Consider the following 20,128-nt stretch of genomic DNA (forward strand, 5'->3'; position numbering starts at 1 on the left):
AGACCATTGCGATGCGGCGCGAAACGCTCGAGAAGATCGGCGGCTTCGCGCAGTTCGTGCATCATCTGGCGGAAGATCATGCGATCGGCGAAGCGGTGCGCATGATTGGCGAGAAGGTCGTGATCCCGCCGTTCACCGTGTCGCATGCATGTGTCGAAACGAGTGTCACCAAGCTGATTGCGCACGAATTGCGCTGGAGCCGAACGATCCGGACGATCACCCCGGTTGCCCATCTGGGTTCGTCGTTGATGCATCCACTCGCTTTTGCGTTGCTTGCTACGGCACTCTCGGGTGGCGCAGCCTGGGCGTGGCCGCTTGTGGCAGCTGCGCTGCTCGCGCGGCTTGCGTTGAAGGTACAGTCGGATCATGCGTTGCGGCAAGCGCATAGGGACTTATGGCTGCTGCCGTTGTGGGACATCGTGTCGTTCCTGATCTTCGTGACGAGTTTCTTTTCGACGCGGGTGATCTGGCGAGGCTTCAGTTTCAGAGTGGACGGCGATGGGTTGCTGTCGCCGGTTCAGGACGAGTAGGACAATGAAGCATCTGGGTCGTATCGCCGCGCTGGCAGGGCTGATTGCATCGCTCTGGTTAGTTGTACACGACAACCCGGGTGCGGTCCTTGGGCTGATGCGTGCAGCAGGCGCCGGTTTGGTGCTGGCGGGGCTGGCCCATGTCCTGCCGATGCTTGCGAACGCGTGCGACTGGCAAAGCCTGATTCGCGGCGCGAACCGGCCGAGCGTTGCGGGCATGTTGCGGCTGGTCTGGATCCGCGAATCGGTCAACAGCATGTTGCCGGTGGCGCGCATCGGCGGCGAAGTGGTGTCGTTCCGCATGATGCGGCGGCGCGGTTTGCGCGGCTCGACCGCGGCGGCGAGTCTCGTCGTTGATATGCAGCTCACGCTGATCAGCCAGTTGATGTTCACCATGGTGGGCATCGGGTTTCTGTTCGCGCATGCGGCATCGGGCACGCTGCGTCTTGCTGCGGATCTGGCATGGGGCATTGTGGCGCTCACGCCGCTGCTGGTGCTGTTTTCGCTGGTGCAGCATGCCAGTCCGTTCGAACGCATCACCCGCGTGCTCAACCGTGCAACCAGTGGCAAGCTGGCTGCGCTTGTCGGTCAGTCGAAGCAGATCGATCAGGCGATCAAGCTGATCTGGCGCCGCCGTGGCGTCGTGCTGCGCTATCTTTTCTTCTGGCAGCCGCTGCAGTGCGTATTGACCGCGCTGGAGATCTGGCTCGCGCTGTATTTTCTCGGCTCGCAGGTGAGCTTTATCGAGGCGGTGGTGATCGAGTCGCTGATCCAGGCGGTTAGCAGTGCGGCCTTTTTTGTGCCCGGAGGCCTGGGGGTACAGGAGGGCGGTTTCATCCTGATTGGCGGGGCGATCGGTCTTGACCCTTCAATTTGCCTCGCACTCGCGGGGGCGCGGCGGATTCGCGATCTGCTGATCTTCGTGCCAGGCTTGTTTGCGTGGCAGATTGCCGAGTCTTCCGGCACAGCAGATGTGCGGCTGGTGAGCGCGCTATCGACAACGGCGACAGCGAACAGCCGCAACGACGCCGCGAGCTCGCGAACCTAACAACATCCTTAAGCAAACCTTAAGCATCCCGGGTGCACGATACCGCCGTCTGTTTCGGCGCCATGAGATGAGAACTGTCTATGCTGAGCTGTCGCGAGCGGGGATACGCGCGACACCCAATCGAGTCGCTGTCCTAACCCTGTTCCGCGACAACCCGGTCGAGCATTTTTCTGCGGATCAGATCTACCGCAGGCTAGCTGCCGATACAGAATCATTCAGTCTGGCGAGCGTCTACCGGACCTTGTCGCATCTGCTCGAGATGGGTTTGATCACAAGTGCCTCACTCGGTGATTCGCGCGTCATTTACGAGTTGAATCGCGGAAAACCTCACTACCATCTCGTCTGCAATCGCTGCGGTACAATTCGTGACGCCTATGACGCGACGATAGAGGCCGCGTATCGGTCCATGGCCGCCGAGCACAAGTTTACCTACGCCTGCGCGTCTGCGATTGTCTACGGCGAGTGTCCTGACTGTGAGGAGGCTCGCAGGCGCAAGGGCTGAAGCAGCCGGCGCGATACGAACAGGAGCTGCCGTGAACAAGCCTGAATCGCGAAGTGACCTAACGGAATTGCGTGACCTCGTTCGTGAGTTTGTGAACGAACGCGACTGGGACAAATTCCATACCCCGAAGAATCTGGCAACAGCGCTCAGCGTCGAGGCGAGCGAGTTGCTCGAACCGTTTCAGTGGCTTGTTTCGGGGGGCAAAAATGAAATTGACGAAACGAAGCTGACTGCCATTCGCCACGAAATGGCGGACGTCCTGGTCTACCTCGTTCGCCTCGCCGACAAAATGGAGGTCGATCTCTTTCAGGCGGTGCTGGAGAAGATGGCCCTCAACCGCGCGAAATACCCCGCCGACCAGGTGCGTGGTGATTCGAGAAAATACTCCGAGTACAAAGACAAAAATCAATAGTGCCCGGAGTTCTCCCCCACTCACACGCTCAGTGCGTCAGACAGATTTCATGTAGCGCATCCAGCCGTCGCACAGGATCCGCAACATACGGATTCGATTCATCCCACGCATACCCCGCCAGGATCGCGCTGATCATGCGGCGAATCATCGTCGTCTGACGCGGATAAAAGATGATGTCCTGTAGCGCTCCCGTGTACCACCGCTCTACAAACGCACGGAACGTATTGATGCCCTTGCGCAGCGGTATGTCGTACTCGGCCTGCCAGTCGACCTGCTCTCCGTTCAGTTGCCGCTCCAGCGTTTGCACGGCGAGATGCGCTGAACGCAGCGCAATCGTCACGCCCGAAGAGAACACCGGGTCCAGAAACTCGCCTGCATTGCCAAGTAGTGCATAACCCGGCCCGTGCAGGTGCTCGACGTTCGCTGCATACCCGCCAATGTGACGCACCGGCATCAGGAACGGCGCATTGCCGAGCAGCCTGGCGAACGTCGGCTCCTGCTGCAGCAATGCACGCAGTTTTTCGTCGCGTTCCTCCTCGGGGCTGTCGAGGAACTCGGCTTCCGCGACGCAGCCCACGGAAGAACGCCCGCCCGCCAACGGAATCATCCAGAACCAGACATCGCTGCGGTCCGGATGCGTCGCGACGCAGATCTTGTTGCGGTCGGTTGCATCAAGCGTCAGGCCGTCGCGCACGTGCGTGAAAATGGCCGCGCGCGTCGGCATTCTCGTCGGCGCCTCGAGATTCAACAGACGAGGCAGCACGCGGCCAAATCCGCTAGCGTCGAACACAAACCGGGCTTGCACCTGATATGCCTGGTTTTCCTCATCGACCACGTCGAGCACCGGCGCGTCGCCAGTTTGCATGGCCCGTACCGTATGCCCGAAGCGCACGTCGGCACCCTGCTCCGCGGCACAGCCGATCAGAATGTCGTCGAACACCGCCCGCTCGACCTGATAGGTCGTGCCCCATCCGGGCGTATGCTTGTCGCGGAAGTCGAACGCAGACGACTTGTCGCGCCAGATGAAATGCGCGCCGTTCTTGTGCTGGAAGCCTGCCTGCACGACCGCCTGCAGCATGCCGGCCTCTTCGAGGTAGGTCATGCTTTGCGGCAACAGGCTTTCGCCAATCGAAAAGCGGGGAAAATGCTGCCGCTCGAGGACGAGCACCGAGCGGCCCGCTTTTCTGAGCAAAGCTGCTGCGACCGCGCCGGCGGGACCCGCACCGATGATCGCTACGTCGACGATGTTTCTCGATGGAAGGGAATTCAATCTTTCCTCAAACAGTTATCTAAAGTGAAGTGAACTGCGCCCGCGTGGGCTCAGAGCCATTATTCTCCCGCTTGCCATTACAATGGCTTGCGTCCAATCAAAATTCAGAATTGCCAGGTGAAACATATGTCGTCATCTGAACTGTCCCGCGTGCCGTTCGTACATGAAACGGCCTTCGGAATCTGGTTCCTGCGCACCCATACCTGGGAGCATCATGTTTTGCGTGTCGCGATCAACGACCTGAAGGGCCTGATCGATACACCGCTGCCTGACGCACCCGTCATCGCCGACGTCGGCTGCGGACAGGGCATTTCGTTTCGTCTGCTTGCCGAAGCGTTTCGCCCGAGCCGCATCATCGGCATCGATTACCATACACCCTCGCTCGATCTCGCCGCAGAAGCCGCTCGCGCTTGCAAGGCCACAAGCGCCGGCAGCGCGACCGACATCGAAGTGCTGCACGGCGATTGCGCGCAGCTTGCGCTGCCCAGTGCGAGCGTCGATATCGTGTTCTGTCATCAAACTTTCCATCATCTCGTCGAGCAGGAGCGCGCGCTGGCCGAGTTCCACCGTGTGCTGAAGCCGGGCGGCGTGCTGCTGTTCGCTGAATCGACCGAGGCCTACATCAAGTCCTGGGTGATCCGTCTGTTGTTCCGTCATCCTATGCATGTACAGAAGAGCGCCGACGGATACCTCGACATGATCCGCCAGGCGGGCTTCGCTTTCACGTCGCGCAATGTTTCGCTGCCTTACCTCTGGTGGAGCCGTGCGACGGACTTCGGTCTGCTCGAGCGGATCGGCCTGCATCGTCCGAAACCCGGCAAGCGCCGCGAGACGCTGGTCAACGTCGCAGCTGTTAAAGCGGGCTGACGCGCTGCGCACCTGTACTGCAACGGCATTGCCAAAGGTGGGGCGGTAAACGGATGATTCTCCGCTTGCCGCCACCGGCAACACCTCGCTAATACCTTCTTTTACCGCCCTTTCAACGTCACCACATCGCCCACCAGCGCCACACCGGCGATTACCGCACCTGCGCCACAGGTGAATTCCGTGGGGCTTTCCGTCAGTTCGTTCTTGTAGTTGCTTTTGATGTTGATGACCGCGTTGCCGCCTTCCTGGCGCGCACGATCCTGCAACTCGATCACGGCAGAGAGGAACACATGCTGGCAAGCCTGCAGATCGCTCTTGCCGAAGGCATTGGTCTTCTTGTTCGTGGCGACCGCACCGTACGACTTTGCGACTGCCGCGTGGCTCTGACCGGCGAAGTACAGCGCGACGTCCGGCGTGACTTTGCCCGGTTCGCTCGCCAGTGCGGCATCCACCGGATAGGTGGCGACGGAGTCGCGAGCGAAAGCGTGCGACGTAACCAGCGTGGCGCACAGCGCGGCAAGCATGAGATGGCGTTTCATGGAGGTTCCTCGTTCTAGTTAGTACGGCGGTTCGTAAGGCGGTTAGTTGGTTTGCAGCACTACGAGATTGCCTCGCACGGCGACGGCTGCAGCGCTCGGACTCACGCCGCAGGTGAAATTGGTGGCCGAACTGGTCTCCGTGGTGTGGAAGCGCGTTTGCACATCCACGACTGCGTTCGCGCCATGTTCGTGCGCATAGGTGCGCAGCTTCGTCAAAGCCTCTGCCAGCGCTCTGCCGCAGGAGTCGTCCGGGCCGCCATCACCGCGGGCCACCCGCACCGAATACGTCGTTTCGCCAAGCTGGGTTTGTACGGCGGGATGCGCCTGCGAGCCGAAATACACAGCAACGCTGCCTTCCCCGGCGGGTTGGTGCACGGCCGATTGCAACGGCACCGACCTGACCTGGGTCGCGCATCCGGCTTGCGTAATCACAACCGCGGCCAGTGCCCCCAGCATGAGACCGTTCCTCATTGTGTTTTTCCTCTTCTTGTTAATTGTTAAAGTCAGCGGAAACGTCATACGCCGTTCCAGCCGCGAAAGATCAGGCTCGCACAACTGCCGCCGAACCCGAACGAAACCGACATGGCCGTCTCGACGCGCGCCTCGCGCGACGTCCGGACGAGCGGCATATCTCCCACCGCAGGATCGATCGTCTCGATGTCGCGGGTCCCGGCGATGTAGCCGTCCCGCATCATCAGTAACGTGTAGATGGCTTCGTGCGCTCCGCAGGCGCCGAGCGGATGGCCGGTCAGTCCTTTGGTCGAGGAGAACGGCGGCACCTCGCCGCCAAATACCGCGCGCAACGCATGCAGTTCTTCGAGGTCGCCGCGCGGAGTCGAAGGGGCGTGGGTGTTGATGTAGTCGGGACGCACACTGGCTTCATCGAGCGCCTCGCGCATCGCACGCGCAATGCCGGGCGCGCGTGGCGCGACCATATCGGCGCCGTCGGTGCAATGACCGAAGCCGATCAGTTCCGCCTGGATGCGCGCACCGCGCGCAAGTGCGTGTTCGAGCGATTCGAGCAGCAGCACACCTGCACCCGAAGCCATCACGAAGCCGTCACGCGCGACGTCGTAGGGACGCGACGCGTGCTCCGCGTCGTCGTTGAAACTTCGTGACAGCGCGCCCATGGCATCGAACATCAGCGTCATGTTGTCGTGCAACGCTTCGCTGCCGCCCGCGAGAACGATCTGCTGCCGACCTGTCTGGATCAGTTGCAGTGCCTGGCCAATTGCGAGCGCCGACGTTGTGCAGGCTGACGATGGCGAGTAAGTCGTGCCCTCAAGTCCGAACACGTGCGCCACGTTGGCGGAGGTCGTGCTGCCCATGCATTGCGGCACCGTGTACGGCGGCACGCGGTCTATCCCACGCGCCGTGGCGATGGCCATGGAGACGTCGTAGGTCGACATGGTCCCGACGCCCGAGCCGATCACAGCGCCCGCTTGCGACGAATGCAGGGCGACCGGATCGAGACCGGCATCGTCGAGCGCGCTGCGTACTGCGTGACACGCGAAGCGGGCGGTGTCGCCCATGAAGCGTTCGAGCTTGCGTTCGAAGGGCGGCTCGCCGTCCACCGATGCGACGCCCGCCACCTGGCTCCCGAACCCGCGTTCGCGCCAAGCATCGATGCGCGAGACGCCGGAGCGTCCCGCTCGTAAGCGCGCCGATACGCCGTCAAGCGTGTTGCCGAGACAGGACACGATGCCCGTGCCCGTGACGACGACACGGCGCAGGCCGCGCGCGGTATGTGTCGCCGGGCTCATCCGGCGCGCCTGAAGATCAGCGAAGTATTGATGCCGCCAAACGCGAAGTTATTGCTCATCGCGTATTCGGCTTCGAGCGTGCGGCCCTCGCGGACGATGTAATCGAGCGCCGCGCAGGACGGATCGACGTTATCCAGATTCAGCGTCGGTGCGAACCAGTTGCGCTTCATCATTTCGATTGTCCACCACGCTTCGATCGCACCGCACGCGCCGAGCGTATGGCCGATGTAGCTCTTCAGCGAACTGATCGGCATGCGTGAACCGAAGACCTGCGCGGTGGCGCGACTTTCCGCGACGTCGCCGAGATCGGTGGAGGTACCGTGTGCGTTCACATAGGCAATCGCCTCGGGCTGCAAGGCGGCGTCCTGCAGAGCAAGCTTCATGGCGATGGCCATGGTTTCGGCGGTTGGCTGGGTCATGTGGGCGCCGTCCGAATTGCAGCCGAAGCCGACGATTTCCGCGTGAATGCGCGCACCGCGCGCCACTGCGTGTTCGTATTCTTCGAGCACCAGTGTGGCCGCACCTTCGCCCACCACGAGGCCATCGCGCTTCGCGTCGAAGGGGCGCGGCGTCAGATGCGGTTCATCGTTGCGGGTGCTGGTTGCATAGAGGGTATCGAACACGGCTACCGCCGGTCCCGACAGTTCTTCCGCGCCACCGGCCAGCATCAACGTTTGCTTGCCCTGGGCGATCGCTTCATACGCATAGCCAATCGCCTGGCTGCCCGACGCGCAGGCCGACGAAGTAGGCACGATCCGGCCTTTCAGGTCCCAGAACAGGCTGACGTTGACGGCCGTGGTGTGCGGCATCATCTGTACATAGCTGTTCGAGGTCACGTCGCTCATCGAGCCGGTGTCGAGCATTTTTCCGAACGCCCGTATCGGGTCGACGGATCCTGACGATGAGCCGTAAGCGACGCCCATGCGTCCATCGCTGATGGACGGCTCGTCGAGCAGGCCCGCGTCGCCCAGCGCCAACTCGCTCGCCCGCACCGCATACTTCGAGACCGGGCCCATCGAGCGGGTCTTTTTGCGCGGATAGTGCTCGGGTGTGACGAATCCCGGCAAAGGCGCCGCGAGCCGCGTATGCAGCGACTGGAAGTAATCCCACTCCGGCACGCGCCGCACGGCATTGCGGCCGCGTTTCAAGGCCGCCTCGATCTCGTCCCATTGGTTGCCGAACGCGGACACACCACCCATTCCCGTTATGACGACGCGCTTCATCACACCATCCCGCCGTTGACGCCGATCACCTGGCGCGTGATATAGGAGGCCGCATCCGACATCAGGAAGCCCACTACCGATGCTACTTCGACGGGCTGTCCGACGCGGTTCATCGGCACGGCCTTCAACGCGTGCTCGAGAGGCAGTTCATCGAGCATGCCGGTGTCGATCAGCCCCGGCGCCACGCTATTGACCGTGATGTTGCGGGTCGCGAGTTCGACCGCGAGCGCCTTGGTCGCGCCAATCAGGCCGGCTTTCGCCGCGCTGTAGTTGACCTGGCCGCGATTGCCGATGACACCGGAAACCGACGAGACGGTCACGATCCGGCCGCCCTGACGGGCGCGCACCATCGGCATAGTGAGCGGGTGCACGACGTTGTAGAACGCATCGAGACCGGTTTCGATGACGATGTCCCAGTCTTCGTCGGTGAGCGCAGGAAAAGCCGCATCGCGGGTTACGCCGGCGCAGCAGACGATGCCGTAGTAGGCGCCGTGCGCATCGACGTCCGCTTCGAGGGCTGTGCGGCACGCGGCGCGATCGCGCACGTCGAACTGCAACACGCTCGCCGTGCCTCCTTGTGCCGCGATGCCCGCCGTGACCGCCTCGGCTTCGCTGCGTCCGGTACGGCAGTGAACGGTCACCGCAAAACCGTCGGCGGCCAGTTGATAGGCGATCGCGCGGCCAATTCCACGGCTTGCGCCGGTAACGAGAACACGCCTGCTCATGACCTGAAACCCTCTTCGATAAATGACTGAAAATCGCGCGGCCGAAATACCTTGATGACGGCTTCGGCGATCACGAGTTCATCGTGCCGGATGATGCATTCATAGGCGCCGTGACCTTCTTCGCCGCGCAATAGCTCTTTGACTTCGATCCGCAGCAGCGCGTCGCGCGCAAATGCCGGGATGTGTGCCTGGTAGCGTTGCGAGCCGAGCAGCACGCCGGGGCGCATCTTGTTACCCGCGCGCATCTCGAGCAAGCCGACGTGTGCCGCGATGGCCTGAGCCATCAGTTCGATGCCGATCCACGCGGGCATCGCGCCGTCCGCATTGGCGTACCACGCGTCGTTTTGTACGTGTGCCTGGGCCGTTAACGACTCGTCGTCGCATGCAAGGACCGCGTCGATCAGGCGCATCGTGCCGCGATGCGGCAGGATCTCCTCGACGGGCGGAAACGCTTCGCGTTCGGCGTTTTGACTGGGCGGACTGGACTGGATCATGACGTTGCTCACCGTCCGAGGATCACGCTGACGTTGCTGCCGCCGAACGCGAAAGAGTTACTCATGACGTATTGTGCGCCAGCATGACGCGGCAAAAAACGTTCTGTCTCGACGAGGTCGAGCACCGGCAGTTCTGCATCGGCCTCGCCATCCCACAGATGACGCGGCAACGCGACGTCGTCGTGCGCGAGAGTAAGCCACGCGAAGCCGAGTTCGTTTGCACCCGCCGCGCCGAGTTGATGGCCGGTGAACGGTTTGGTGCCGCTGGCCGCGACGCCGCCGGGGAACACTCGCGCCATCAAGTGCGCTTCCATCTGATCGTTCTTGCGAGTGGCCGTTGCGTGCAGGTTTACGTAACCGATCGACGACGGCGCAAGACCTGCGTCATCGAGCGCCGCACGCAATGCCTGTTCGCCGCCGACGCCTTGCGGATCAGGCGCCGAGATGTGATGTGCATCGCTCGATTCGCCGGCACCCGCGAGCACGACCGGCCCTTCGTCGCGGCTCATCAGAAATACTGCTGCGCCTTCGCCGACATTGATCCCGCGGCGATTGCGGCTCAGCGGATTCATTCGCGTCACGCTGGTCGATTCGAGCGAGGCGAAACCCTGCAGCGTCAGTTCGCAGAGCGAGTCGACACCGCCTGCTATGACTGCGTCGCACAGGTTCAACTCGAGCAGCCGGCGCGCCGAGATGACCGCCTTTGCACCCGAGGTGCAGGCCGTCGATACGGTGAAGGCCGGTCCTTCTACGTCCAGCGCCGCAGCGGCGACCGGCGCTGCTGTACCGATTTCCATCTGACGATAATCGAAGCCGGCAGGCATCTCACCCGTTTCCGCATGTTGCGTCAGAGCGGCTTCGGCGGCGCTGATGCCTGACGTGCTGGTGCCGAGCACCACGCCAATCCGGCGGGCGCCGTACCTTTCGCGCACCGCTTCGATGGCGGGGCGGATCTGCGCGAGCGCGGCCAGTAGCAAACGGTTGTTGCGGCAATCGTAGTGCGCAAGCGCAGCGGGCGGCGCGAGGTCCAACGCGCTCGTGACGCGTCCGACGAAGGCCTCGCCGAGGCGGGTTCGCAGCGTGCCCATGCCGGGAGCCTGTCCGTTCGCGAGCGCTGCGACGATCGACGGCACGTCGTGTCCGAGTGCGTTGATCATGCCGAGCGCATGCAGATAAACACGTGACGTGCTCACGCCGGTTCTCCCTCAATGCGAGATGCTTGTTGTTTCGACGGAATGCCGATCGGCGCCAGCAGCACGGACACCAAGATGCCCAGCGACAGGGTCGCGCCGAAGCTACGCAACGCCGGCATCGAGCTCATGCCGAGCATGCCGAAAGACAACAGGGTCGTCGCCGACGACAGCAGCACGCCGGTCCACACCGCGCCGGGATCCGCATCGGCGCGCAAGGTGCCTTCGCGCAGGAACACGGCATAGTTTGCGCCCACGCCGAGCACGAGCATCAACGCGAGCCAGTTGAACAGCGTGACGGGGATGTGCGTGTAACCAAACACCGCGAGCGTGACGCCGACGGCCAGCAGCACCGGCAGCGTCACGGCGAGACCGCCGCGCGCCCGGTAGCGCACCATCAGCAGGACCAGCACCAGCAGAAGCGCGCCTGCGAGCCAGACGGCGGCATCGACACGATATTCGCCGAACAGCTTCGACACGCTCGCGGCCTTGTCGACGAAGCTCACGCCTGGGACTGCGTGCGCGGCGCCGAGCAGTGCGGGCTCGTTAGCCGCCGTGACGCTTTGCGGGATCACCACAGCGGCGAAAGCGCGGGGTGTTGTCTGCGTTTCGCCGAGCCACAAATGACGGAACGGCTGCGACCATGGCGCGGCAAGCCAGCTGTCGATAGTGAGCACCGAGGACCCCGATTTCGCGTAGTTCGCGAGCCAGGTGTCTACGACGTCGTCGCGAAATCCGGCCTGGAGCAGCATTGCGCGCAAGGCGGTTGGGTCGTTGAACACGTGGACGGCCAGCAGTGCATGGTCGGCTTTTTGCCGCTGCGCGGACGGAACGAACGACGTCACCGATTGCCAGTTCCCCGCACTCGACGTTCCAGTCAGCGCATCGAGTTTCGCACCGAGCGCTTCGGCGCGCTCCAGCACGATCTCCGGCGTTTCGCCGCGCACCACGAAGAACTGCGCCGTGTTGTCGACGCCCACTGCGCGCGTGACTTCGCGCTCCTGGGCGACGAGCGTCGGGTCGCGCTGGATCAGCAGATGGATGTCGTCATCGCTTCTCAGTTGCAGCCAGCCCGGCGCAGAGGCGAGCATTAACAACGTGGCCAGCCATACGGCCCGGCGGCCGCCTATCAGCGTTTGCCATTTCTTCAGGAGACGTGCTGCCGCCTTGAACACGGATTGCGGGCTGCGAGCCGGTGCGCGGGTGAGCAGCGTCGGCAACAGCAAGAGGACCGAAGCGAAGGCGATCGAAATCCCAGCGATGGCAAAGCACGCAATCTGTTTGAGCGCGGGGAACGGCGCGCAGGCGAGGATCGCGTAACCAAGCAGGCTCGTTGCCAGCGCGACGGTCAACGCCGGCGCGACTGCGCGTGCGCCGCGTTGCGAATCCCAGCCGCGTTGCGCGCTCAGATAGACGACGAAATACTGGATCGAGTAATCGACGGCTTCGCCGATCAGGCTCGCGCCGAAGACGAGCGTCAGCAAATGCAGTTGACCGAAGACGAGCAGCGTGACGGCGAGGGCGCCGACAATGCCGAGCGCCGTCGAAACGAAACCGAGCAGCAACAACCGCGGCGAGCGAAAGATCCACAGCATCAGCAGCGCGATGCCGCACATCGATACGAGGCCGATCGCGTGCATCTCATGTTCGGAGGCGCTGCGCGCCGCCTGGGCGTAGAACACGGCACCGGTTCTGGCGAGCGTGACGTCAGGGTACGTCTGCTTCAGTTCTGCTTCACCATGTGCGACGGCAGCGAGCACCGCGCGCTGGGTCTGGGTTTCGTAAGCGGAGCCGGGCAGCGTTGCCATCACGAGCACGCTGGTCGACGCGCCGCGATGCGAGACCAGCAGGTTGTCCTCGATCTGCAGATTGGAGGTGGCAAGCGGCAAACCGTCCAGCCAGTGCTCGAGCCAGCCGAACGGGTCGTCACCAAGCTGGGTGGCGAGGCCGTCTTCGGCCGGCGCGTAGAGACGACGCTGCAGGATGTCATGCAGATTCTGCGGTGCTCCGGCCAGCAGTGTGCGATCAGACGGTGCGAGCAGGCCGAAGCGGTAGGGCATGTACAGCGCGCCGATCTGGGACATATCGAATGGCGGCAAGGGCGCCGTCACAGAGCGGAACGCGCCACTCGCGGACAGCGTCGCGCCCAACTCCATTGCGGCAGCTTTCGCGTGAGCCGCGTTGTCACTCGTGACCAGCAATACCGTGCGGTCGCCGAGCGCGGCGGCGAGCTTGTCGACGGCTTCTTCTGCGACTGGGTCTGCCTCCGTAGCCGGCAACAACGCGAGCAGATTCGTCTGCAGCGGCGACGGGCCGGCGAAGCGCCAGCCGCAGTACAACGCCGCGGCGAGTGCGAACACCAGCCACGCGGCTCGCATGCCCCATGCCTGTTTCGCGCTTCGCGTGTGCAATACGTCCACTAGGGCGCTCCGAACAGCTGCTGCTCGGCGGGCGTCAGGTCGGTCACCGCCGCGTTGTCTGTGAAGTCCAGGCTGGTGACGTCGCCGCTCGCGAGCGTAATGCGTAAAGTGCGCAGATAGTTGCCGCCGCTCATCTGCAATTCCTTGATCGCCTGGGCCAGTTGCGGCTGGTTTGGCGTGAGCTGCATCTGCCACTGCGTCGACGTGCCCACTGCTTGCACGTCGAATTGCGAGTAGAGCGCCGAAAGATCGCCGCCGAGCATCGCGCGCATCATTCGCGACACCTCGGCCACGCCGCGTGGGCCTGACGTGCCATGAGAGCTGGCTCCCCCCACTCGCTGGCCAGCCGCGTTGACTTCGCTCACGCCTGCATCGGTGATCAGATAGGTTGCCTGGTACGGCGTCTCGACGTGCCAGACGACGCCACGTCCACGCATCAGCAGCAGGGATCCCGAACTGACCAGCGGCTGTTTCAGCGCCTCGCGGGTTTGTGTCTGCGTGAAGCGCGCGCGGATGCCATTTGCGCGTCCTAACTGCGCGGCAATCTGCGACACGAGATTGGTGCTTTGAGTCGAGCCCGACGCTTCGGAGGTGGTCGGCGGAGTAGCTGCGGCGGCGCGTGCCGGTGACACCAGGAACTGCAGAGCCAGGCTCGCCGCCGCTACAGCCACCACATGCGCGACGCGCGCTCTTAGCGTGCCCATACGCGCTCCAGCTTTTCGAAGACGACCGGCGGGGAGACGAACTGCAATTCCTGGGTGGCCGCGTTGACCGCTACCTGAGTCGTATAGCCTTTCGTCAATCGCGTGCCCGATGCCAGATCGACAATTTCATAGCCTATTTTCAGGCGGTTTTCGTATTCGAGCAGTCGCGTGCGCACTTCGAGTTTTTGGCCGTAAAGGGCCGGGCGCACGTATTTCAGATGCGCTTCGACGACAGGCCATAGATAACCGGACGCCTGCATCTCCGGATAGTCGTAATCGAATGCCCGCAGCAGCGCAGCGCGGCCTGCTTCGAAGTACTTCAGGTAGTGGCCGTGCCAGCAGACGTTCATCGCGTCGACATCGTGAAACGGCACTTCCACTGCCGCGCTCGCCGTCAGGACTTTGGATGAGTCGTTCATTGCGCACCTCCGCCCGGGTGCTCGACCAGCTTGCATGCGGCGATACGCGCGGTCAGAGCGCGCAGGTCCATCTCGAGCGCGCGGTCTTCGTCAACGAAAGGCGAGCCTGCGCTCACGCTTTCCACAAACGCTTGCAGCGGATGCGGGACGAAGGTCGCGTCGTTGATCCGCAAGCGCAGGCGGACGGCCTGCACGGTAGCAAGCGTATGCGCTGCGGCGACCTGCTCGGTCAGTTCCAGCACGCGCAGGCAATCGCGCGCGGCGATCGTGCCCATGCTGACCTTGTCCTGATTGTGCGCTTCGGTGGAGCGCGAGAAGACGCTCGCGGGCATCGTCTGCTTGAGCGCCTCCGCCGTCCATGCGGACGACGAAATCTGCACGGCCTTGAAGCCGTGATTGATCGGCGCGCGCGCCGCGGTAGCGCCGGAGAGGTTGCGTGGCAGCCCGTTGTTGAACTTGTCGTCGACGAGCAGGGCCAGTTGCCGGTCCATCAGATCGGCGAGGTTGGCCACGGCGGTTTTCAACGCGTCCATCGCGAAGGCGATGTGACCGCCGTAGAAGTTGCCACCATGCAGCACGCGTTCGCTGTCCGGGTCGATCAGCGGGTTGTCGTTGGCGCTGTTCAGCTCGTTCTCGATATCGCGGCGCATCCAGGTCAGTGCGTCACACGTCACGCCGATCACATGCGGCGCGCAACGGATCGAATAGCGGTCCTGCAGGCGGTGTCCTGGCGTGTCGTCGCGGCCGGTGAGGTCGTCGCGAATCCAGGAGGCGGCTTCGGCCTGGCCGGCGTGCGGTTTGGCTTCGAACAGCAACGGATCGAAATGCGCGGCCCGGCCGTCGAGCGCGATGGTCGATAGTGCGGTCAGGCGCGCAACGAGCCGCGTCAGATGCGCGGCACGCGCGAACGCGAGACACGCGAGCCCCGTCATCACCGCCGTGCCGTTCATCAGTGCGAGACCTTCTTTCGGCGCGAGCGTGAGCGGCTCGTGTCCGAGTTCGGCCCACACTTCCCGCGCTTCGCTCAGGCGGCCACGAAACAGCACTTCACGTTCGCCCACGAGTGCAGCAGCGACGTACGACAGCGGCGTGAGATCGCCGCTTGCGCCTACTGATCCTTCGGCCGGAATACGCGGCAGCACCCGATGATTGATCAGATCTGCCACGCGCTCGAGCAGCACCGGCCGCACGCCGGAAAAACCGTAGGCAAGCGAATTGAGGCGCGCGGCGATCACCGCGAGCGTCTCGTCGTCATCGAGGTGCCGCCCCATGCCGCAACCGTGATAGCGGGTGAGCTGAAGCGGCAGCGCTTCGACCAGCTCCATTGGCACGTCGACCACGCAGGCATCGCCATAGCCGGTGTTGACGCCGTAGACGGTCGCGCCTGCGGCAAGATGGCGTCGCAGAAAGTCGGCGCCGCGTGCGATGCGGTCACGCCAGGCCGGATCGGCGCTCAGGGCGACCGGCACGCGTTGCTGTGCGATCGCGACCACCTCTTCGATCGTCAGCCGCCGGCCGCCGATCGTGATGGGCCCAACTTCCGCCCGAGCCACCTGGCTCACGTCCTGCGTCAGATCATTTTCGGCCATGTGCGCCTCCACTGGGGCGCGCCCAGAAATCGAAAAAGTTGAACCATTGATAGGGCGCCTTGCGACAATAGTGCTCGAGGCGCGAGGCGTAACGTTGGGCCCACGCGGAAATGTGCCGCTCGCGTTCGCGGCGCGGCAGTTCGATGCGCTCGGCGAACGGCTCGAAATACAAGCGGTAGCCGCCGCGCTCCTTCAGGCAAAAGAACAGATAGACGGGACACTCGAGCGCATGCGCGAGCACGTAGGGCCCCTGAGCGAACGGCGCGCTCGCGCCGAGAAACTGCGCGGTCGTGGTTCGGCCCATCTGGCGGGCAGGCGTGCGGTCGCCTACGATCACCAGCAGTTCGCCGCGTGCCACGCGCTCCTGCATCATCATCGCGGTTTCCGGGCCGAAGTCGTTCACTTCCACCATATGCTGCGTGAACTCGCGATTCGCCGAGGCTAGAACACTGTTGAAACGGCGCGCATGCTCCGTGTAGACGATTGCTGTCACCTTGGCTTGGGCGCCGCGTACCGCGAGCGCCCGGGCCATCTCCAGATTGCCGAGATGCGAGCCGATGACGAGCGCGCCGCGGCCGCTCGCGAGCAGGTCGTCCAGTGCGCGGGCATCGTCGAAGTTGAAGTCGGCCGGTGCGATCCGCCCCGACCACGCCGTCAGTTTGTCGAAGCCGGACTGCGCGAACGCGAGCATGTGCCGGTATGCGGAGCGCCATCCCGGATGCGGGGTTTCTTGCTGTGGCGAAGCCTGTGCAAGGTGCTCGAAGTAGTGCCGCGACGCTTCGCGCGCAGGGCGGCCGGTCAGCAGGAAGTACGCGACGATCGGATGCAGCCACCACGCCGTGAGCCGCGGGCCAATCGTCTTGCAACCGAGCGCGAGCAACATCATGCCAAGGCGGCTGCCGCGTTCGGCCATGCGCCACCAGGCGGCATGGCCTTCGTTGGCTTCGTTGCCGCCGTTGCTTTCGTTGGCACCCGTGGTGCTTGTCGCGCTGGTGGCGTCGGTGGCCTCAACGGCGCGCCGCGGCGTCACCTTGTGCAGCAGCAGTAGCGGCAAGCGGCACAGCATTCCGGCGACGAGTCGCGTATGTGTGCGGCTGATCCGCACGTTGTCCCACAGCACGTCGAAGTGGGACACACCGTCTGTCGCATAGGTCACGGGCGTCGGAATCGCGATGAACTCCACGCGGCGCCAGTGCAGGCGCACTAGGATTTCGATGTCGAAGTCCATACGCGTGCCGAGCTTCACCTTGTCGATCAGCGCGCAGGCGATGTCGAGCGGATACAGACGGAACCCGCACATCGAATCCTGAATCGTGAGCGAGAGCGTTTCGATCCATACCCAGACGTGCGTCACATAACGGCCGTAGAGCCGCGATTTCGGCACGCTCGCGTCATAGACCGGCCGGCCGAGAATCACCGCGCGCGGGTTGGCCTGCGAGGCTTCGAGAAAACGCGGTACGTCGGCGGCATCGTGCTGGCCGTCGGCGTCGATTTGCAAGGCATGCGTGTAGCCGGCCGCGCGCGCGGCGCGCAGACCCGCCATGACCGCTGCGCCTTTGCCACCGTTGACCGGCAGACGCAGCAACGTGAGTTGGCCTGCGTGTTGCTGCACCAGTGCGGCGAGAACCTGCTGGGTCGCTTCGTTGCTGCCGTCGTCGACGACGTAAAGCGGCAGGCCGTGCACGACCAGATTTGCCACAGTCGCGCTAATCGCGTCCTTGTGGTTGTAGATAGGGATCACGATGCAGGCAGCGTTGCTCATGCAGGCTCCCTGTAGACGATCACGCCTGAGGCGCAGTTGCGCTCTCCGAGGCGATAAGTGAACTGGATCCGTTGACGCGATGCGTCGTGCACGAGCGTCAGCTTGAGTTGCGCGCCGGGTGGCACCGGCGCCATGAATTTGAGGCGGTCTATCGAAGCGACATTGGTTGCGGCGGGCACCTGGGCTGCGGCAAGCCGCACGGCCCAGTCTACCTGTACGACGCCGGGCAGGATCGGCAAGCCGGGGAAGTGGCCCGCGAAGTGGACCAGCGTGCGCGGAACGTGCAGTTCGTAGAAGAACCTGTCGCCCTGTTGGGCCTCGGCCAGCACTTCGACACCGTCTGCACGCGCCTCGAAGGTTGCGGCGAGCGCGGCGGCCGGAAGCTTGCCGCGCGCATCGAACGGCAAGGCAAGGCGAAAGCGCCAGTGACGCGGCAGCACGACGAGATCGAAATACGCGGCCAGATGCCGGCGCAAGGCTTTCACAAGCGCCACGCGTCCGCTCGTGCGCAACGCTTCGCTGCCTGCCTCGGTCAGTACTACGACAGCGCCGGCCCGTTCGCGCGAAGCGTTCGCGAGCCGTGTCACCGCAACTTGCGCGACAAACGGATGCTGCGCGATACGCGCTTCCAGTTCGGCCAGCGAGAGGCGCTTGCCATCGAGCTTGATGACGCGATCAAGGCGTCCTAGCAGACGGAAGCGGCCGTCGCTGTCGAAGGCGGCTTCGTCGTCGGTGCGGTGCCAGTCGTCGTGGCCGAGATGCGGCGAGCGCACGCTGAGTGCGCCGTCTTCGGCACGCTGGACCAGAATGCCGGGCATCGCCCGCCATGCGTCCGACTTGTCCTGCTGGCGCCACGCGATGCCGCCGGTTTCGGTACTGCCGTACACCTCGAGCGGGGCGGCGCCGAAACGCTCGGCGTATTGACGTGCCGTTTCGGCGGCGAGCGGGCCGCCCGACGAGAAGAACGCGAGCGGCGCCGGCGTCAGTGTTGCGAAGGCCGGCAGATCAGGCCAACGCGACAGTTGCGCAGGCGTGGATACGACGACCGCCGCGCCGCATTGGGCGATGCGTGCCTGGAGCGCCTGCGGGTCGGTGCTGACGGTGCGATCAAATGCACGTCCGGCCGCCAGCGGCCAGAACACGCGAAACAGAATCCCGTAGATATGGTGATGCGGCACGCTCGCAAGAACCGTCGCGTTACCGAGTGCATTGCCCCATTGCTTTTCAAGCGTATGCACTTCGGCGTTGAACTGGGCGAGTGTCTTGTGAACGGGCTTCGGCGCGCCACTGCTGCCCGACGTGAAGAGCGTCAGGCTTGCGACCGGATCGATTGCCCTCGTGCCAGCCGGTTCGGCCTGGCGCACCGCTTCGCGTTCCAGCGTCACCAGATCGACTGCTGTGAAGAGGCAGTCGTAGGCATCGGCCAGATCCGCGAGATACCCCGGCGTGGCGTTGGCCGGAATGACCGGCTCTTTGCCGCTCGCGAGCAAGGCGAAGAGCGTGCAGGCGAAGTCGAACGGATCGTCGAGGCACAACGCGTAGCGCTTTGCAGGCTGGGCCTGCAGCGCGGCAGCGAGCCGCAACGTGCGGGCCCGGAAGAAAGCGAAATCAAGGACGGTGTCGGCGTCGCGGCACACGGGGGTGTGATTGGCGCGCGCCGAGACCAGCAGGTCATGCAGCGCGATCATGATGCCCCCGAACCTGCGGCTCTCGGCAGCATGAAGAAGCGGCGCCATGCGATCTCGGCAAGCAGCAACACGCCGATCAGCACATAGGCGAGCGCACCGTTATACAGCGACCAGGCTTCGCGCCGCCAGCACAACGCGGTATAGACGGAGAACGCACTATTCAGCGTGAAAAAGACACACCAGAGCTGGGTGATGCGCCGGGTATAGCGGATCACTTGCGGAGTCGGATCGGGATTGTGCAGACGGGCGAATTTTTCGACCATCGACGGGCCGTCTACGAGTGTGGCGCCGAACGCGACTAGCAAGCCAAGGTTGACCAGCGATGGGTAGAGTCGCAGCAGCAGTTCGCTGTTGGTCCACACGATCGCTACCGACGCGACATTGAGCACCGCGGCGACGCACCAGTCGACCGGCGTCAGCCGCCGCAGCGAGCTTGCGAATGTACCGGTGCCGGCCCAGCGTTGCAGCCAGAGCAGAGCGAACAGCATACAGCCGACGTAGCGCGGCGCATCCCAGTGCCAGGCGCACAGGATGACGAGCGGGTAAGCGAGCTTGGTGGCAATGCTAAGTGGGCCGCTCAGTTTCCCGCCTGGTTTGCTACTTCGGTTGCCACGCATTTTGCCTTCGGCAGGCACGACGACCGTCGCCGGTACAGCGAGGTCCTCATCAGCTTCGATATCGTGCGCGGCAGCTTCGACGGCCTGCTGTTTGCACGAGGGGACGGACAGCATCAGTCCTGTGCCGCGAGCAGCGATTCGATCGCGCTGATCACGTCGCCAACCGTGCGGACCTGCTTGAACTCTTCCGGTTTGATGCGGCGTCCAGTCATTTCCTGCAGCTTGATCGCGAGGTCGACGGCGTCGATGCTGTCCAGATCGAGTTCTTCGAACAGATGCGCTTCGGGCGTCACACGTGCCGGCTCAATAGCGAAGTTCTCTTTGAAAATGGCGCGAATGCGCTCCAGAATTTCTGCCTCGGTCACG

The 20,128-nt window shown here is 63.7% G+C and carries 21 protein-coding genes; 5 read left to right on the forward strand and 16 right to left on the reverse strand.

Annotation, left to right across the window (positions count from 1 at the left end):
- The 4 genes from M0954_RS10780 to M0954_RS10795 form a co-directional block, all read left to right on the forward strand.
- Positions 1-530 (forward strand): glycosyltransferase (locus M0954_RS10780; RefSeq protein ID WP_297353117.1); only part of this gene is annotated, 530 nt, incomplete at its 5' end.
- Positions 531-534: 4 nt separating this feature from the next.
- Positions 535-1,578, forward strand: a complete 1,044-nt coding sequence (locus tag M0954_RS10785) for a lysylphosphatidylglycerol synthase domain-containing protein (protein ID WP_297353119.1) — start codon at positions 535-537, stop codon at positions 1,576-1,578.
- Positions 1,579-1,645: 67 nt separating this feature from the next.
- Entirely contained in the window at positions 1,646-2,080 is a 435-nt protein-coding gene (locus tag M0954_RS10790; RefSeq protein WP_123386739.1) for a Fur family transcriptional regulator, read from the forward strand.
- 31 nt (positions 2,081-2,111) lie between these two features.
- A complete protein-coding gene (locus M0954_RS10795; RefSeq protein WP_297353121.1) occupies positions 2,112-2,492 on the forward strand; it encodes a nucleotide pyrophosphohydrolase in 381 nt (126 codons plus the stop codon).
- Positions 2,493-2,520: 28 nt separating this feature from the next.
- Here the strand turns inward: M0954_RS10795 and M0954_RS10800 are convergent, their stop codons facing one another.
- Entirely contained in the window at positions 2,521-3,762 is a 1,242-nt protein-coding gene (locus M0954_RS10800) for an NAD(P)/FAD-dependent oxidoreductase (protein WP_122157485.1), read from the reverse strand.
- 126 nt (positions 3,763-3,888) lie between these two features.
- On the opposite strand from M0954_RS10800, the gene M0954_RS10805 reads away from it, so the two are divergent.
- Positions 3,889-4,629 carry a class I SAM-dependent methyltransferase gene (locus M0954_RS10805; protein ID WP_122157486.1) on the forward strand — a complete coding sequence of 247 codons (741 nt, stop codon included), beginning with the start codon at positions 3,889-3,891 and terminating at the stop codon, positions 4,627-4,629.
- A gap of 101 nt (positions 4,630-4,730) precedes the next feature.
- Here the strand turns inward: M0954_RS10805 and M0954_RS10810 are convergent, their stop codons facing one another.
- From M0954_RS10810 to M0954_RS10880, 15 genes are read right to left on the reverse strand one after another with little or no spacing between them, the layout of a single operon-like run.
- Entirely contained in the window at positions 4,731-5,168 is a 438-nt protein-coding gene (locus tag M0954_RS10810; protein WP_122157487.1) for an excinuclease ABC subunit A, read from the reverse strand.
- A gap of 42 nt (positions 5,169-5,210) precedes the next feature.
- On the reverse strand, positions 5,211-5,639 hold the full coding sequence (locus M0954_RS10815; RefSeq protein WP_122157488.1) for a signal peptidase: 429 nt from the start codon (positions 5,637-5,639) through the stop codon (positions 5,211-5,213).
- A 44-nt stretch (positions 5,640-5,683) separates the two neighbouring features.
- Positions 5,684-6,931, reverse strand: coding sequence for a beta-ketoacyl synthase N-terminal-like domain-containing protein (locus M0954_RS10820; RefSeq protein ID WP_297353123.1), 1,248 nt, complete (start codon positions 6,929-6,931; stop codon positions 5,684-5,686).
- The gene (locus M0954_RS10825) at positions 6,928-8,154 is read right to left on the reverse strand and encodes a beta-ketoacyl-ACP synthase (protein ID WP_122157490.1); all 1,227 of its coding nucleotides are present in this window, start codon (positions 8,152-8,154) and stop codon (positions 6,928-6,930) included. The genes M0954_RS10820 and M0954_RS10825 overlap by 4 nt, the downstream gene beginning before the upstream one ends.
- Positions 8,154-8,879, reverse strand: coding sequence for a 3-ketoacyl-ACP reductase FabG2 (locus tag M0954_RS10830; RefSeq protein ID WP_122157491.1), 726 nt, complete (start codon positions 8,877-8,879; stop codon positions 8,154-8,156). The genes M0954_RS10825 and M0954_RS10830 overlap by 1 nt, the downstream gene beginning before the upstream one ends.
- Entirely contained in the window at positions 8,876-9,373 is a 498-nt protein-coding gene (locus M0954_RS10835) for a hotdog family protein (RefSeq protein WP_297353125.1), read from the reverse strand. The genes M0954_RS10830 and M0954_RS10835 overlap by 4 nt, the downstream gene beginning before the upstream one ends.
- Positions 9,374-9,381: 8 nt before the next feature.
- Positions 9,382-10,566, reverse strand: coding sequence for a beta-ketoacyl-[acyl-carrier-protein] synthase family protein (locus tag M0954_RS10840; RefSeq protein ID WP_297353127.1), 1,185 nt, complete (start codon positions 10,564-10,566; stop codon positions 9,382-9,384).
- The gene (locus tag M0954_RS10845) at positions 10,563-12,983 is read right to left on the reverse strand and encodes an MMPL family transporter (RefSeq protein ID WP_297353129.1); all 2,421 of its coding nucleotides are present in this window, start codon (positions 12,981-12,983) and stop codon (positions 10,563-10,565) included. Before M0954_RS10845 ends, M0954_RS10840 begins: the two co-directional genes overlap by 4 nt.
- Complete coding sequence (locus tag M0954_RS10850; protein WP_297353131.1) at positions 12,983-13,687, reverse strand: outer membrane lipoprotein carrier protein LolA; 705 nt, start codon at positions 13,685-13,687, stop codon at positions 12,983-12,985. Before M0954_RS10850 ends, M0954_RS10845 begins: the two co-directional genes overlap by 1 nt.
- The gene (locus M0954_RS10855; RefSeq protein WP_122157495.1) at positions 13,675-14,106 is read right to left on the reverse strand and encodes a thioesterase family protein; all 432 of its coding nucleotides are present in this window, start codon (positions 14,104-14,106) and stop codon (positions 13,675-13,677) included. The genes M0954_RS10850 and M0954_RS10855 overlap by 13 nt, the downstream gene beginning before the upstream one ends.
- Positions 14,103-15,695 (reverse strand): histidine ammonia-lyase, encoded by a 1,593-nt coding sequence (hutH, locus tag M0954_RS10860; RefSeq protein ID WP_122157496.1) that lies wholly within the window; start codon positions 15,693-15,695, stop codon positions 14,103-14,105. The genes M0954_RS10855 and hutH overlap by 4 nt, the downstream gene beginning before the upstream one ends.
- Positions 15,682-17,457 (reverse strand): glycosyltransferase, encoded by a 1,776-nt coding sequence (locus M0954_RS10865; protein ID WP_133893814.1) that lies wholly within the window; start codon positions 17,455-17,457, stop codon positions 15,682-15,684. Before M0954_RS10865 ends, hutH begins: the two co-directional genes overlap by 14 nt.
- On the reverse strand, positions 17,454-19,145 hold the full coding sequence (locus M0954_RS10870; RefSeq protein ID WP_297353141.1) for an AMP-binding protein: 1,692 nt from the start codon (positions 19,143-19,145) through the stop codon (positions 17,454-17,456). The genes M0954_RS10865 and M0954_RS10870 overlap by 4 nt, the downstream gene beginning before the upstream one ends.
- Positions 19,142-19,876, reverse strand: a complete 735-nt coding sequence (locus M0954_RS10875) for a hypothetical protein (protein ID WP_297353133.1) — start codon at positions 19,874-19,876, stop codon at positions 19,142-19,144. The genes M0954_RS10870 and M0954_RS10875 overlap by 4 nt, the downstream gene beginning before the upstream one ends.
- Positions 19,876-20,127 carry an acyl carrier protein gene (locus M0954_RS10880; protein WP_074266724.1) on the reverse strand — a complete coding sequence of 84 codons (252 nt, stop codon included), beginning with the start codon at positions 20,125-20,127 and terminating at the stop codon, positions 19,876-19,878. Before M0954_RS10880 ends, M0954_RS10875 begins: the two co-directional genes overlap by 1 nt.
- Between the last annotated feature and the right edge of the window lies 1 nt (position 20,128).

Origin of the sequence: Paraburkholderia sp. (assembly GCF_026225065.1) — a bacterium.
In the GTDB taxonomy this organism is placed as follows: domain Bacteria; phylum Pseudomonadota; class Gammaproteobacteria; order Burkholderiales; family Burkholderiaceae; genus Paraburkholderia.

Bases quoted from the DNA above. Each gene is read 5' to 3' on its own strand.
- M0954_RS10855 (WP_122157495.1), bottom strand. From the start codon at position 14,106: ATGAACGACTCATCCAAAGTCCTGACGGCGAGCGCGGCAGTGGAAGTG.
- M0954_RS10825 (WP_122157490.1), bottom strand. From the start codon at position 8,154: ATGAAGCGCGTCGTCATAACGGGAATGGGTGGTGTGTCCGCGTTCGGC.
- hutH (WP_122157496.1), bottom strand. From the start codon at position 15,695: ATGGCCGAAAATGATCTGACGCAGGACGTGAGCCAGGTGGCTCGGGCG.
- M0954_RS10830 (WP_122157491.1), bottom strand. From the start codon at position 8,879: ATGAGCAGGCGTGTTCTCGTTACCGGCGCAAGCCGTGGAATTGGCCGC.
- M0954_RS10865 (WP_133893814.1), bottom strand. From the start codon at position 17,457: ATGAGCAACGCTGCCTGCATCGTGATCCCTATCTACAACCACAAGGAC.
- M0954_RS10815 (WP_122157488.1), bottom strand. From the start codon at position 5,639: ATGAGGAACGGTCTCATGCTGGGGGCACTGGCCGCGGTTGTGATTACG.
- M0954_RS10875 (WP_297353133.1), bottom strand. From the start codon at position 19,876: ATGCTGTCCGTCCCCTCGTGCAAACAGCAGGCCGTCGAAGCTGCCGCG.
- M0954_RS10835 (WP_297353125.1), bottom strand. From the start codon at position 9,373: ATGATCCAGTCCAGTCCGCCCAGTCAAAACGCCGAACGCGAAGCGTTT.
- M0954_RS10805 (WP_122157486.1), top strand. From the start codon at position 3,889: ATGTCGTCATCTGAACTGTCCCGCGTGCCGTTCGTACATGAAACGGCC.
- M0954_RS10785 (WP_297353119.1), top strand. From the start codon at position 535: ATGAAGCATCTGGGTCGTATCGCCGCGCTGGCAGGGCTGATTGCATCG.
- M0954_RS10820 (WP_297353123.1), bottom strand. From the start codon at position 6,931: ATGAGCCCGGCGACACATACCGCGCGCGGCCTGCGCCGTGTCGTCGTC.
- M0954_RS10850 (WP_297353131.1), bottom strand. From the start codon at position 13,687: ATGGGCACGCTAAGAGCGCGCGTCGCGCATGTGGTGGCTGTAGCGGCG.
- M0954_RS10790 (WP_123386739.1), top strand. From the start codon at position 1,646: ATGAGAACTGTCTATGCTGAGCTGTCGCGAGCGGGGATACGCGCGACA.
- M0954_RS10870 (WP_297353141.1), bottom strand. From the start codon at position 19,145: ATGATCGCGCTGCATGACCTGCTGGTCTCGGCGCGCGCCAATCACACC.
- M0954_RS10810 (WP_122157487.1), bottom strand. From the start codon at position 5,168: ATGAAACGCCATCTCATGCTTGCCGCGCTGTGCGCCACGCTGGTTACG.